Origin of the sequence: Mesorhizobium sp. M7A.F.Ca.AU.001.01.1.1 (assembly GCF_004022735.1) — a bacterium.
Taxonomy (GTDB): Bacteria; Pseudomonadota; Alphaproteobacteria; order Rhizobiales; family Rhizobiaceae; genus Mesorhizobium; species Mesorhizobium ciceri.
Map to the genome: position 1 here is coordinate 1 of NZ_RZPF01000076.1, position 13144 is coordinate 13144.

14 protein-coding genes are annotated in these 13144 nt (G+C 63.8%); 9 read left to right on the top strand and 5 right to left on the bottom strand.

Translation table 11 applies throughout. The features are described 5' to 3' along the window. The 9 genes from EN884_RS07215 to EN884_RS07255 form a co-directional block, all read left to right on the top strand. The coding region (locus EN884_RS07215) for an acetamidase/formamidase family protein (RefSeq protein ID WP_206617566.1) at positions 1–289 on the top strand (289 nt) is incomplete at its 5' end. A 46-nt stretch (positions 290–335) separates the two neighbouring features. Further along, positions 336–2099 (top strand): ABC transporter ATP-binding protein, encoded by a 1764-nt coding sequence (locus EN884_RS07220; protein ID WP_063169704.1) that lies wholly within the window; start codon positions 336–338, stop codon positions 2097–2099. 206 nt (positions 2100–2305) lie between these two features. After that, positions 2306–3514, top strand: coding sequence for an ABC transporter substrate-binding protein (locus EN884_RS07225; RefSeq protein ID WP_128360514.1), 1209 nt, complete (start codon positions 2306–2308; stop codon positions 3512–3514). A 12-nt stretch (positions 3515–3526) separates the two neighbouring features. Then, positions 3527–4306, top strand: a complete 780-nt coding sequence (locus EN884_RS07230; protein ID WP_063169705.1) for an ABC transporter ATP-binding protein — start codon at positions 3527–3529, stop codon at positions 4304–4306. Further along, complete coding sequence (locus EN884_RS07235; RefSeq protein ID WP_013528528.1) at positions 4299–5009, top strand: ABC transporter ATP-binding protein; 711 nt, start codon at positions 4299–4301, stop codon at positions 5007–5009. The genes EN884_RS07230 and EN884_RS07235 overlap by 8 nt, the downstream gene beginning before the upstream one ends. Positions 5010–5016: 7 nt before the next feature. Beyond that, positions 5017–5904: a branched-chain amino acid ABC transporter permease gene (locus EN884_RS07240; protein ID WP_063170419.1), complete on the top strand. Its 888-nt coding sequence runs from the start codon at positions 5017–5019 to the stop codon at positions 5902–5904. Between the two features lie 22 nt (positions 5905–5926). Next, complete coding sequence (locus tag EN884_RS07245) at positions 5927–6898, top strand: branched-chain amino acid ABC transporter permease (RefSeq protein ID WP_024502115.1); 972 nt, start codon at positions 5927–5929, stop codon at positions 6896–6898. A 98-nt stretch (positions 6899–6996) separates the two neighbouring features. Continuing rightward, the gene (locus tag EN884_RS07250) at positions 6997–7644 is read left to right on the top strand and encodes a class I SAM-dependent methyltransferase (protein WP_063169706.1); all 648 of its coding nucleotides are present in this window, start codon (positions 6997–6999) and stop codon (positions 7642–7644) included. A 91-nt stretch (positions 7645–7735) separates the two neighbouring features. After that, on the top strand, positions 7736–8794 hold the full coding sequence (locus tag EN884_RS07255; protein WP_063169707.1) for an aminopeptidase: 1059 nt from the start codon (positions 7736–7738) through the stop codon (positions 8792–8794). An 82-nt stretch (positions 8795–8876) separates the two neighbouring features. Here EN884_RS07255 and EN884_RS07260 read toward each other — a convergent pair whose 3' ends face one another. The 5 genes from EN884_RS07260 to EN884_RS07280 form a co-directional block, all read right to left on the bottom strand. Then, the gene (locus tag EN884_RS07260; protein ID WP_063169708.1) at positions 8877–9110 is read right to left on the bottom strand and encodes a hypothetical protein; all 234 of its coding nucleotides are present in this window, start codon (positions 9108–9110) and stop codon (positions 8877–8879) included. Positions 9111–9214: 104 nt separating this feature from the next. Continuing rightward, a complete protein-coding gene (locus EN884_RS07265) occupies positions 9215–9598 on the bottom strand; it encodes a VOC family protein (RefSeq protein ID WP_082826717.1) in 384 nt (127 codons plus the stop codon). A gap of 95 nt (positions 9599–9693) precedes the next feature. Continuing rightward, on the bottom strand, positions 9694–10674 hold the full coding sequence (locus EN884_RS07270; RefSeq protein WP_013528521.1) for a 2-dehydropantoate 2-reductase: 981 nt from the start codon (positions 10672–10674) through the stop codon (positions 9694–9696). 2 nt (positions 10675–10676) lie between these two features. After that, entirely contained in the window at positions 10677–12203 is a 1527-nt protein-coding gene (locus EN884_RS07275) for an acyl--CoA ligase (RefSeq protein WP_063170421.1), read from the bottom strand. 88 nt (positions 12204–12291) lie between these two features. Continuing rightward, the coding region (locus EN884_RS07280) for a gamma-glutamyltransferase (RefSeq protein ID WP_206617567.1) at positions 12292–13144 on the bottom strand (853 nt) is incomplete at its 5' end.

A 13144-nucleotide genomic window follows, 5' to 3' on the forward strand; every position in this document is an offset into this window, starting at 1 on the left:
GGTCAAGGATGCCAGGCTGAAGACGCCGCGCTTCACCACGCCAGGCCCGGTGACGCGCCATCTCGACGCCAAGGGCTATGAGGTGACGACCGGCATCGGTCCGGACCTGATGACCGGCGCCAGGGAAGCGGTTGCGCAGATGGTCGACCTGCTCGCCGGTCGTTATCACATCGACCCAGTCGAGGCCTATATGCTGGCCTCGGTCTGCGGCGATCTCCGCATCAGCGAGATCGTTGACATGCCGAACTGGGTGGTGTCGTTCTACTTTCCGCGCTGCGTGTTTGAATGAGGAGGGGGGGGTGCCGGAGTAAATCCCTCTCCGGGTCACGCGCGCAATGATCACCGCCAGCGAACCCATACTCGACATCGCCAACCTCTCCGTCAGCGTGCGCGGCGAGGAGGGCGAGCGCGAGGTCGTCTCCGACCTGTCGCTGACGTTGTCTCGTGGCGAGACGCTGTGCATTGCCGGTGAATCCGGCTCCGGCAAATCGATGACCGCTCTGGCCATCATGCAGCTTCTGCCGCAGCCTGCCGCCAGGATTTCATCCGGCAAGGTCCATCTCGGCGATACAGATCTGACGATTCTGGACGAGCGCCGGATGCGGCGCATTCGCGGCAACCGCATCGCCATGATCTTCCAGGAGCCGATGACCTCACTCAACCCGGTGCTGTCGATCGGCCGGCAGCTCACCGAATCCATCGAGGCGCATACCTCCCTGTCGCAGAGCGAGGCTCGCCAGCGTGCCATCGAGGCGCTGAAGGCGGTGCGCATTTCGGAAGCCGAAAGCCGGCTAAAGCAGTTTCCGCACGAACTGTCCGGCGGCATGCGCCAGCGGGTGATGATCGCCATGGCGCTGGCGCTCGAGCCGGACGTGCTGATCGCCGACGAGCCGACGACGGCGCTCGACGTCACCGTGCAAGGCGAGGTGCTGGAACTTTTGCGCGATCTGCAGCGCCAGCATGGCACCAGCGTCATCCTCATCACTCATGACATGGGCGTCGTCGCCGAAATGGCCGACCGCGTCATCATCATGCGGCATGGCCGCATGGTCGAAGAGGGAAAAACCGCTGACATTTTCGCCAGGCCGCAAGCCGGCTACACGCGCGAGCTGCTGGCCGCCGTGCCGCGCATCGGCAGCGGTATCGGTCGCCAGGAATCCAGGAGTGCCGAGACGGCAACGCCGGCCAATGTCGCTGACGTCAAGGACCTGCATGTCCGTTTCGACCTGCATGGCGGCTTCTTCGGCCGGGTCACTCGTTGCGTCCACGCCGTCGAAGGCGTCAGCTTCTCGATCGCGCCCAACGAGACGCTGGCGCTGGTCGGCGAATCCGGTTGTGGCAAGTCGACCACCGCCAAGGCGCTGGCCGGACTGGTGCCCTACAGCGGCGACATCGCCATTGGCGGCCGCAATCTGTCCGGCCTCGGCCGCGACGAGCGCAAGGCGGTGCGCCGCGACGTGCAGATGATTTTCCAGGACCCCTATGCCTCGTTGGACCCACGCATGCGTGTCGGCGACCTCGTCGCCGAGCCGCTGCTGATCCACGGTATCGCCTCGAAGGAAGAGCGCAGCGAGCGTGTCGCAGCGCTGTTCGAGCGCGTCGGCCTGTCGGCCGACCAGATGGAACTCTATCCGCATGAATTCTCCGGCGGCCAGCGCCAGCGCGTCTGCATTGCCCGCGCGCTTGCACTGCGGCCGAAGCTGATCATCGCCGACGAAAGCGTCTCGGCGCTCGACGTCTCGGTGCAGGCGCGCGTGCTCGATCTGTTGAAGGAATTGCAGCGCGAATTCGGCGTCGCCTATCTCTTCATCTCGCATGACATGGCGGTGGTCGAGAACATCTCCGACCGCGTCGCCGTCATGTATCTCGGCCAGATCGTCGAGATGGGCACCCGCGACCAGGTCTTTTCCAACCCGCGCCATCCCTACACCAGGCGCCTGATCGAAGCCGTGCCCGTGCCCGATCCCGCGCAGCGCAGAAGCCGCTTCGCGCGCCTCGACCAGGAAATCCCGAGCGCCACCCGCAGGATCGGCGAGGCGCCGCTGAAACTGGCGCTGAGGGATGTCGGCAACGGCCACCTCGTCGCCGCCGAGGGCTGAGCCGGCACTGCCGCCGGGCGGTTCACATGTTTGTGTCTCTATCTCTCGCCCAAGGCTCGCGTTGCGCCGCCAAACCGTATCGCTTCGAACACTAAATCCCTAACGGCCTCTTGCCCTCTGTCCCTATCTTCCTCATGTTCAATACCATTGCGATGATCGATCGTAGGAGGGTCGGTCGGATTCATCGCTATGGGAGGAAGTCAACCATGAAGGTAAGCCTTTTCGTTTCCGCGGCACTTCTCGCCGCATCCGCGATCCCCGCTTCGGCCGCCGAAATTTCCGACGGCAAGGTCAAGATCGGCATCCTCAACGACCAGTCGGGCGTCTACGCCGACTTCGGCGGCAAGTGGTCGGTCGAGGCGGCCAAGATGGCCGTTGAGGATTTCGGCGGCAAGGTGCAGGGAGCGCCGATAGAAATCATCAGCGCCGACCACCAGAACAAGCCGGATATCGCCTCCAACATCGCCCGGCAGTGGTACGACACCGAGCAAGTCGATGCCATCATGGAACTGACGACCTCTTCGGTAGCGCTCGCCGTCCAGGGGATTTCCAAGGAAAAGAAGAAGATCGACATCGTCACCGGCGCGGCGACCACGGAGCTGACCGGCAAACAGTGCTCGCCCTACGGCTTCCACTGGGCCTATGACACTCACTCGCAGGCGGTGGGTACCGGCGGCTCTCTCGTGCAGCAGGGCGGCGACAGCTGGTTCTTCGTCACCGTCGACTATGCATTCGGCTACTCGCTGAAGGATCAGACCACCAAGTTCGTCGAAAGCCATGGCGGCAAGGTGCTGGGCGAGGTGCGTTATCCCCTGGGATCGACCGATTATTCGTCCTTCCTGCTGCAGGCGCAATCGTCGGGCGCCAAGGTCATCGGCCTGGCCAATGCCGGCCTCGATACCTCCAACTCCATCAAGCAGGCGGCCGAATTCGGTATCGTGCAGGGCGGCCAGCGTCTTGCCGCACTCCTGTTCACGCTGGCCGAGGTGCATGGGCTTGGCCTTCAAGCGGCGCAGGGCGTCGTGCTGACCGAAGGCTATTACTGGGATCGCGACGACAAGAGCCGCGAATTCGGGCAGCGCTTTTTCAAGCGCACCAACCGCATGCCGAACATGATCCAGGCCGCGACCTATTCGGCGGTGACGCAGTATTTGAAGGCGATCGACAAAGCCGGCACGGGCGAGACCGAAGCCGTCGCCAAGCAGCTGCATTCGATGCCTGTGGACGACGCGGTGATAACCAACGGCAAGGTGCAGGCGGACGGCAACATGGTTCACGACATGTACCTCTACCAGGTCAAGTCGCCAGCCGAGAGCACCAAGGATTGGGACTACTACAAATATCTCGCCACCATTCCAGGCAACGAGGCCTTCCTCAGCGAGAAGGAAAGCGGCTGTCCGACGGCCGGCCAGTGATCGGCGCGGCCGATGGCGCCGACTGACCTGGACGCGAACGAGCCGCGGGTTGTGCTTTCCGCCCGCGGGTTGCGACGCGACTTTGCCGGCTTCATCGCCGTCAAAAACGTCGATATCGATGTCCGCCATGGCAACATCCATGCCCTGATCGGACCCAACGGCGCCGGCAAGACGACCGTCTTCAACCTGCTCACCAAGTTCCTGGCGCCGACCAGCGGCAGGATCGAGCTGCTTGGCCACGACATCACCCGCACCTCGCCGGCCAGGGTTGCGCGGATGGGGCTGGTGCGCTCGTTCCAGATATCGGCGATTTTTCCGCACCTCAGCGTGCTCGACAATGTTCGCGTCGCGCTGCAGCGGCCGGGTGGTCTTGCCGTTCAATTCTGGCGCTCGCTCGCGGCGCTCGACCGGCTGACCCCGCGCGCCGAGGAATTGCTGCGCTCGGTTGGTCTCGACGACGCCAGGAACAGGCTCGCCGGCGATCTTTCCTATGGCAGAAAACGCGTGCTGGAGATCGCCACGACGCTCGCGCTCGATCCGAAAGTGCTGCTGCTGGACGAGCCGATGGCCGGCATGGGGCATGAGGACGTGGCCACGGTTTCCAGCCTCATCCGTTCGGTTGCCAGGGATCGCGCCGTGCTGATGGTCGAGCACAATCTGACCGTGGTGGCCGACCTTTGCGACTGGATAACGGTCATGCAGCGCGGCGAGGTGCTGGCCGCTGGCGACTACGCCACCGTTAGCCGCGACGAGCGCGTCAAGATCGCCTATATGGGCACCGCCGATGACTAGTGCCGCACCTCTGCTTGCCGTCACCGGCCTCAACGCCTGGTATGGCGAGGGCCATGCGCTGCACGGTGTCGATCTGGAAGTGTTTGCCGGCGAGACGGTCACGCTGCTCGGCCGCAATGGCGTCGGCAAGACGACGACGCTGCGCGCCATCATGGGGTTGATCCGCAAGCGGACCGGCCGGATCGCCTTCGACGGCAAGGACCTGATGCGGCTGCCGCTGCACCGCACCGCCCATCAAGGCATCGGCTTCGTGCCGGAGGAGCGCGGCATCTTCGCAACGCTGACCGTGGACGAGAATCTGGTTCTGCCGCCGGTCGTCGCGCAGGGCGGCATGAGCGTCGAGGAGATATTCGATCTGTTCCCCAATCTGAAGGAGCGGCGCAACAGTCCCGGCACCAGGCTGTCGGGCGGCGAACAGCAGATGCTGGCGATCGCGCGCATGCTGCGAACCGGCGTGAAGATGCTGCTCCTCGACGAACCGACGGAGGGGCTCGCTCCCGTCATCGTGCAGCGCATCGGCGCGTTGCTGGCGACGTTGAAAAAGCGCGGCATGACGATCCTGCTGGTCGAGCAGAACTTTCGCTTCGCCAGTCGTGTCGCCGACCGTTTCTATCTGATGGAGCACGGCAAGGTGGTGGCGGGGTTTCCGGTCGGCGAACTGCCGGACCGCATGGCGCAGCTCCACGAAGTCCTGGGTGTATGATGGCGCCATGACGATGATCTTCGGAATCCCGGTTCAGGCCTTCCTCGGCCAGTTGCTGGTCGGCCTGATCAACGGCTCGTTCTACGCCATGCTGAGCCTGGGCCTGGCTGTCATATTCGGCTTGCTGCGCGTCATCAATTTCGCCCATGGCGCCCAGTATATGTTCGGCGCCTTCGTCGGCTACCTGCTTCTCACCCATCTCGGCATCGGCTATTGGCCCGCTTTGATCCTTGTGCCGCTGATAGTTGGCATCTTCGGCGTCGTGGTCGAGCGCCTGGCGCTGTCGAGGCTGTACGATCTCGATCCGCTCTACGGGCTGCTCTTCACCTTCGGCCTCGCGCTCGTACTCGAAGGCATCTTCCGCTATTATTACGGCGTCTCGGGAAACCCCTACGCCGTGCCGCCGCTGCTTGCCGGCGGCACCAATCTCGGCTTCATGTTCCTGCCCAACTATCGCGGCTGGGTCGTGGTCGCCTCGCTGATCGTCTGCTTCGGCACCTGGGCGCTGATCGAGAAGACCAGGCTTGGATCCTATCTGCGCGCGGCAACCGAGAATCCCCGTCTCGTCCAGGCTTTCGGCGTCAACGTGCCGTTGCTGCTGACCCTCACCTACGGCCTTGGCTCCGCGCTGGCCGGGCTTGCCGGCATTCTGGCAGCACCGATCTATCAGGTGAGCCCGCTTATGGGATCGGACCTCATCATCGTCGTCTTCGCGGTGGTGGTGGTCGGCGGCATGGGATCGATCCTCGGTGCGATCGTCACCGGCTACATGCTTGGCCTCGCCGAGGGCCTGACCAAGGTCTTCTACCCCGAGGCCTCCAATCTCGTGGTCTTCGTCATCATGGCCATCGTGCTTCTGGTCCGGCCGGCTGGCCTGTTCGGAAGGGACGCTTGACATGTCGGAAGGGACATCTGACATGACCGAACTGACGCTTCGCGAGGCATCGGCCAAAACCTCGGCACGGCTGGAATGGATGCTGGTCGGGCTCGGCATCCTGGCGCTGCTGGTAGCGCCTTTCCTGATCTATCCGATCTTCCTGATGAAGATGCTGTGTTTCGCGCTGTTTGCCTGCGCGTTCAATCTTCTGCTCGGCTATACCGGGCTCTTATCGTTCGGCCACGCCACCTTCTTCGGCGGCGCCGCCTACTTCACCGCGCATGCCGTCAAGGTCTGGGGCTGGCCGCCGGAAGCCGGCATTCTGCTCGGCATGGCGGGTGCGGCCTTGCTCGGCCTTGTCATGGGCTTTTTCGCCATTCGCCGGCAAGGCATCTATTTCGCCATGATCACGCTGGCGCTGTCGCAGATGTTCTTCTTCTTCTGTGTGCAGTCGCCCTTCACGCAAGGCGAGGACGGCATTCAGGGCGTGCCGCGCGGCATGCTGCTTGGCGTCCTCGACCTGAACGTCTCGCTGAACATGTATTACTTCGTGCTGGCGGTGTTCCTGATCGGCGTCTTCGCCATCTGGCGCATCGTCAACTCGCCGTTCGGCATGATCCTGCGCTCGATCCGCGAGAACGAGAACCGCGCCATTTCGCTGGGCTATTCCGTCGCCAACTACAAGCTGGGCGCCTTCGTCATGTCGGCGGCCCTGGCCGGGCTGGCCGGCTCGCTCAAGGCGATCGTTTTCCAGTTCGCCACGCTCACCGACGTCACCTGGCAGATGTCGGGCGAAGTGATCCTGATGACGCTTCTCGGCGGCATCGGCACCATGGTCGGGCCGATCATCGGCGCCAGCCTTGTCATTGGCCTGGAAAACACGCTTGCCACTTCCGGCTTTCCGGTGACCATCGCCACCGGCCTCATCTTCATGGTGTGCGTGCTGATCTTCCGGCGCGGCATCGTCGGCGAATTTTATGCGCGGATTTTCAAGCGGGCGGGCAAGGACTGAGCAGTTCAAGCTGGCGGCTGAATACCTGACCGCTCGATTGTCCGGTTGCGTCCTAGTTCTGCCGGTAAGGAACTCGGAACCTGGGGGGCCGCACGCCAATGTTGGACAACTACGCGGTGGACGGGTTTGGCGTGATCCACCAGGTCGACTCCAAACCGATCAAGTATGACAAGCAGTACATTTCCTATTACGAGGACCTGAGTGACCGGACCATCAAGCTCGGATATCAGCGACTCGGCTGGGTGCTGGGGATCACTGGCGAGATCCCCCGGTCCGTGCTGGAGATTGGATATGGCACCGGCACATTCATCGAAGCCGCGAAAATAACCGGGGTCGCCGACTGCGCCGGCTGCGACATAACCAGGTTTCCGCTGCCCAAGGGCGTCCGCTTCGTCGATTGGGATGAGGCGCTCTCCAGCTCGTGGGATCTCGTCGCCATGTTCGATGTGCTTGAGCATATCCCGGATCTGGGTTTCCTCGCCCGGCTTAAGGCCCGCTACCTGGCCGTCGCCGTCCCTTATTGCCGCTGGCGCGAGCTCGGCGCCGACGGCGACGCCTGGTTCCGGACGTGGCGTATGCGTCTTCCCGACGAGCACCTCCACCACTTCGATCGTGACTCGCTGGTGGCATTCCTCGCACGCAGCGGCTTCGAATGCATGACGCTGAACTGCTTCGAGGACGGGATCAGACTGCGCCCTGGCGAAGTGGGTCCGAATATTCTGTCCGGATTCTTTAGAAAGCTATAGACCTCGATCAAATCGATGCGGCTGCTTGGGACCTGGGGCAATCGCGACAATCGCCCGATCGGTACGGGAGCACTGCTGTGGGCAAATCGTGATGCGCGCATTCTTTCGATTGGTTGCCGTTATGATCGTGGTGTCTGGCGCGACCGGCTGCACCAGTGTTTCCTATTACGCGCAATCCGTGCAGGGTCATCTGCGGATCATGACGGCGCGCCAGGATGTCGGAAAACTGATCGAGGACCCTTCGACGCCGAAGGCATTGCGCGCTCGAATGGCATCGGCGAGCGCCATACGACAGTTCGCAACGGATGAACTGGCGCTGCCCGACAACAGCAGCTACCGCAGCTATGTCGATATCGGCCGGGATTCGGTGACATGGGCCGTCTTCGCCGCGCCGGCATTCTCGCTGACGCCGCGAACATGGTGTTTTCCCGTTTTCGGCTGCGTGCCCTACCGGGGATATTTCTCCAGGAAGTCCGCAATTGAAACCGCTGCCGAACTTCAAGGACAGGGCATGGATGTCTATGTGACGGGCATCACCGCATATTCCACGCTTGGCTGGTCGAGTGACCCGCTGCTGAGCACGATGTTCAGCGAGGATAAAACCTATCTTGCAGGGCTGGTGTTCCATGAACTGGCCCACCAGCGCGTCTACGTGCACGACGATTCCGCATTCAACGAGTCGTTCGCTGTCGCCGTCGAAACGACCGGCGTGAGAAAATGGCTGCGCGCGGCTGGCGATACCGCCGCATTGCGCCGTTACGAAGCCGCCCGGAGGCGCAAAGCTGAATTTCTTGCGCTGGTGTCGCAAACACGGGACGAGTTGGCAAAAGTCTATTCCAACGCCGGAACCTCGGAGCAAAAACTGGCCGCAAAGACGGCGGCGATTGAACGGCTGCGGATGCGCTACCGACACATGCGCGACAGGCGCTGGGGCCGATACCGGGGATACGATGCCTGGTTCGCTTCCCCGATCAACAATGCAAAGCTCGCCGCGACTTCCGTCTATAGCGATCGGGTGACCGCGTTTCTGCGCCTGTTCGATCTGTGCTCGGGCGACTATGTCAGGTTCTATGCGTCGGTCCGACGGATTGGCGCACTGGACCAAGCTCACCGTGCCGAAGCCCTTGCGGCCGCAGATCGCTGTTATTGAGTCGGTCAAATGGGAGGGCCCGGAGCGTCGGAGAACATGCGTCCGAAACCAACCAATCACACGGTTGAGATCGCGCGCGGTTCTACTGGTCCGAAAACTTCACGCTCACGCCGCGTTGCCGAAAATAAGCCTGCATCAACTTGCGGCCCGAGCGGTTGTTCTGCGCCAGCTTGGTCGGATCGAACACCGCCTGTTTGATCCCCTCTCGCGTCAGCGCCGCCTTAAGCGCCGCGATATGTGTGTCGATGTCGGCATTGTCCGCCCGGAGCGAGGCATAGATGCTCTCGGTCGCCTCGGCCACGGTCAGTTCGCTCATTGGTGTCGTCCTTTGGTTAGTTGGGCGGCGCTTAGCACAGATTCGCGGTCCGCCGATACCGAGACCGTCAGTACAAAGCGCCCATCGTGAAATCGAACCGTTCCTTATGGGGCTTCGTAGAGTTCCAGCGGCAATCCATCCGGGTCCCTGAAAAAGGTAAACCGTTGGTCTGTGTATGGATCGATCCGGATTGGCTCGACGGCAACGCCTGCGGCTTCCAGGCGGATAATCACGGGATCAAGATTAGCCACCGCGAATGCCAGATGTCTCAGGCCTGTAGCCTCTGGGTGGGACGGCCGCGTCGCCGGTGCAGGGAAGGAGAACAATTCCAGTTGGGCCGACCCGATCCGCAGATCCGCCTTCCATGACTGCCGCTCCTCCCGATAAACCTCCCGGATCAGATCGAGGCCGAGGAGTTCGACGTAGAACCGTCGCGACCGGTCGTAGTCGGTGCAGATGAGCGCGACGTGGTGAATGGCGTTCAGCATGCTGCTAACCCTGGTCAAGCTGGGAGATGAGGCCAAGGCGCTTCAAGGCCTGGATCGTCGCGCCCTCGCCACGGTGCTGATCAACCCCGAGCCCATTATCCATAACACCCGCGTTCCACCGCCAGCCGCCGCACCAGCGCCAGCACGGCATCGATGGTCGGGGTCGGCTTGTCCGTTAGCCTGCCAAGTTCCTGCACCGCGCTCACCAGCGCGTCGATCTCCATCGGCCGGCCACGCTCCAGGTCCTGCAGCATCGAGGTCTTGTGCTCGCCGACATCGCCGGCGCCCTTGATGCGCCGGTCGACCGCGATGGGAAAACGCACGCCGAGGCTTTCGCCGATCGCCTGCGCCTCCAGCATCATGGTGCGGGCGAGCGTGCGGGTGCCCTCGTCGGCAACGATCGCGGCAAGCGTGCTGCCGGTCAGCGCCGAGATCGGGTTGAACGAAAGATTGCCCCACAGTTTTACCCAGATCTCGCTGCGGATGTCTTCGCGCACCGGCGCCTGCAAGCCGCCCTTGACCATCTCCTCGGCCAGAAGCGTGACCCGTTCGCTGCGCTCGCCCGAGGGTTCGCCGAGCGAGAAGCGTTTGCCCTCGACATGGCGGATGAGCCCCGGCGCATCGACCTCGACCGCGGGATAGACGACCGAGCCGATGACGCGGTCCGGTCCAATCCGCTGCCAGATCGCGCCGCCGGGATCGACCGCGTTCAGCCTGGTGCCTTCGAGCGGCCCGCCGACGCCGTGGAAATACCACCACGGCACGCCGTTCTGCATGGTGACGACTGATGTGTGGTCCCCAAGCAGCGGTGCGATCTGGTCGAGCGCCGGGGTGAGGGAATGGGCCTTCAGCGCCAGCACGACATAATCCTGCACGCCAAGTTCCTCGGCCTTGGCGGCGGCCCGGACGGGGACGGACGTCTCCTGGCCATCCTCGATCAGGCGCAGGCCATCTGCCTTGATCGCTTCCAGATGGGCGCCGCGCGCGACGATCGAGAGATCGGTGCGGCCGGCGGCGGCAAGCTTGGCAGCGAGATAGCCGCCGATCGCACCGGCGCCGAAGATGGTGATCTTCATCGTCAAAGCCCGAGTTTGGCGGCAAGGCCGATGCGCTGCAATTTGCCGGTCGCGCCCTTGGGGATCTCGTCCAGGATCAGGATCTTGCGCGGCACTTTGAAGTCGGCAAGCCGCGTCGCGGCATAGGTGCGGATGTCGCTCTCAGCGGCGCTGATGCCTTCGCGCAGCACAACCGCCGCCGCCACCTCCTCGCCAAGCTTGTCATGCGGCATGGCGAAGGTGACGACCTGTGCCACCGCCGGATGGTCCATCAGCACATCGTCGACCTCGAGTGGCGAGATCTTTTCGCCGCCGCGATTGATGATCTCCTTGAGCCGACCGGTGACCCTGAGATAGCCGTCCCCGTCCAGCACGCCCTGGTCGCCGGTGTGGAACCAGCCATGCGCGAAAGCCGTGGCGTTGGCATCCGGGTTCTTTTCGTAGCCCGTCGTGACATTGGGCCCGCGGATGACGATCTCGCCGGACTCGCCTGCATCGAGCAGCCGCCCGTCGGGCGCCATCACAGCCACCTCCGGCCCGGCGGAGGCACCAACGCTGCCGGGCTTGCGCTGGCCCGGCGGCAGCCGGTTCGAGGCCATCTGGTGAGCCGCCTCGGTCATCCCGTAGGATTCGATCACTGGGCAGCCGAAGGTCGCTTCCAGCTCAGTCATTACCTGCGCCGGCAGCGACGCCGAGGACGAGCGGATGAAGCGCAGGCGCGCCGCCGCCAGCGCCTCGGTGTTGCGTGCCGCGCGGGCCAGGATCGCCTGATGCATGGTCGGCACCGCCGTGTACCAGCTCGGCTGCGCCTCGCTCAGCCACTGGAAGAAGCGCAGCGCGTTGAAACCCGGCGTGCAGTAGATGCTGCCGCCGGCAGCCAGCGACGACAGCACGGCCGCGATCAGGCCGTGAATGTGGAACAGCGGCATGATATTGAGGCAACGGTCATCGGCCGTCAGGCCAAGCGTGCCGCCGATATGAGCTGCCGAGGCCGCGATGTTGGCATGGCTGAGCGGCACCAGTTTTGGACGCGATGTCGTGCCGGAGGTATGCAGCAGCAGCGCAATGTCGCTGTCTTGCGCCATGTCGGGCGCGGCCTTCGGTCCGATCGCCGCGCCCTCGATAGCAAAACTGCCGGCCGGTGTGCCGGGCTGCACGACGAGCCGCAGCACGCCGATGCCGAGGCGTTCGGCCACCGTCACCGCGGGGCCGGTCTCACCCTCCGCGACGAGGATCGCCTTGGCGCCGATGTCGGTCAGGTAGAAATCGAGCTCGTCGGCCCGGTAGGCGGGGTTGAGCGGCGCCGTAGAGGCGGCGGCCGCCACGGCGACGAAGGCGGTGGCCATCTCGGGCCCGTTCGGCAGCACGATCGCCACCCTGTCGCCGCGGCCGATGCCGCGCGCATGCAGCTGTTTTGCCGTGTCGGCGATCATGCTGCGCAATCCGCCATGGCTGAGCGTTGCCCTGTCGGGCGCCAGAATGGCGGGGGCGTCGTCGGCGCCGGCGGCGAGACGGCGGGAGAGATCTGCGTGGGTTTCAGTTTGGGTCATGATCACCGGCTGGATTTCGAACGATTACTGGCGAGAGCCCTTCTGACGGGCTTGCCTCGATATGGGCGCCATTGGACAACGGATCACCTCAATAGCCAAGCGCCAAACCATCCTTGCGCGGATCGGAAGCGCCGGTCAGCGTCCCCTTCTCCCAGTCGATCAGCACCACCTGCCCCCCGCCAAGCGGATGATGCGGTTCGGCGATGCGGTGGCCGCGCCGGCGCAGGCCCTCGGTTGCATCAGTGGGAACGCCACGCTCGGCTTCCACTGTGTCATCGTTGTAAAACACCCTCGGCGCATCCAGTGCCTGCTGCGGGTCCATGCCGAAATCGATCATGTTGGTGAGCAGGTGGACATGGCCAAACGGCTGGTAACCGCCGCCCATGACGCCGAACGGCATCACCACGCGGCCGTTCTTCGTCGCCATGCCCGGCATGATCGTGTGCATCGGCCGCTTGCCCGGCGCGATCGCGTTCGGATGCGCCGGGTCGAGGCGGAAGCTCGAACCACGGTTCTGCAGCACGATACCGGTCTTCGGGCCGACGACGCCACTGCCGAACGAATAATAGGTCGAGTTGATGAAGGAGACCGCGTTGCGGTCGCGGTCGACGATGGAGATATAGACCGTGTCGCTGCCGGGCAGCTCGACGCGCGGCAGATGCGTGATGGCGCGGTCGCGGTCGATCTCGGCGCGTAGCCGGTCGGCATAGGCGCCGGACAGGAGCTGCTTCAGGGGCACCGGGACATGGTCCTGGTCGCCGACATAGCGGTCGCGGTCGCGGTAAGCCAGGCGTCCGGCCTCGATCTCCAGATGCAGGCGTTCGGCGCCATTGGGGTCGAGCCCGCCAAGCTCGAAGCCCGACAGCAAATTGAGCATCAAAAGCGCCGTCAGCCCCTGATTGTTCGGCGGCATCTGGTGGATCTCATGGCCGCCATAGGAG

Coding starts and splice junctions, on each gene's coding strand:
- EN884_RS07235 (WP_013528528.1), top strand. CDS start 4,299: ATGACTAGTGCCGCACCTCTGCTTGCCGTCACCGGCCTCAACGCCTGG.
- EN884_RS07275 (WP_063170421.1), bottom strand. CDS start 12,203: ATGACCCAAACTGAAACCCACGCAGATCTCTCCCGCCGTCTCGCCGCC.
- EN884_RS07270 (WP_013528521.1), bottom strand. CDS start 10,674: ATGAAGATCACCATCTTCGGCGCCGGTGCGATCGGCGGCTATCTCGCT.
- EN884_RS07240 (WP_063170419.1), top strand. CDS start 5,017: ATGACGATGATCTTCGGAATCCCGGTTCAGGCCTTCCTCGGCCAGTTG.
- EN884_RS07245 (WP_024502115.1), top strand. CDS start 5,927: ATGACCGAACTGACGCTTCGCGAGGCATCGGCCAAAACCTCGGCACGG.
- EN884_RS07260 (WP_063169708.1), bottom strand. CDS start 9,110: ATGAGCGAACTGACCGTGGCCGAGGCGACCGAGAGCATCTATGCCTCG.
- EN884_RS07265 (WP_082826717.1), bottom strand. CDS start 9,598: ATGCTGAACGCCATTCACCACGTCGCGCTCATCTGCACCGACTACGAC.
- EN884_RS07230 (WP_063169705.1), top strand. CDS start 3,527: ATGGCGCCGACTGACCTGGACGCGAACGAGCCGCGGGTTGTGCTTTCC.
- EN884_RS07225 (WP_128360514.1), top strand. CDS start 2,306: ATGAAGGTAAGCCTTTTCGTTTCCGCGGCACTTCTCGCCGCATCCGCG.
- EN884_RS07220 (WP_063169704.1), top strand. CDS start 336: ATGATCACCGCCAGCGAACCCATACTCGACATCGCCAACCTCTCCGTC.
- EN884_RS07250 (WP_063169706.1), top strand. CDS start 6,997: ATGTTGGACAACTACGCGGTGGACGGGTTTGGCGTGATCCACCAGGTC.
- EN884_RS07255 (WP_063169707.1), top strand. CDS start 7,736: ATGCGCGCATTCTTTCGATTGGTTGCCGTTATGATCGTGGTGTCTGGC.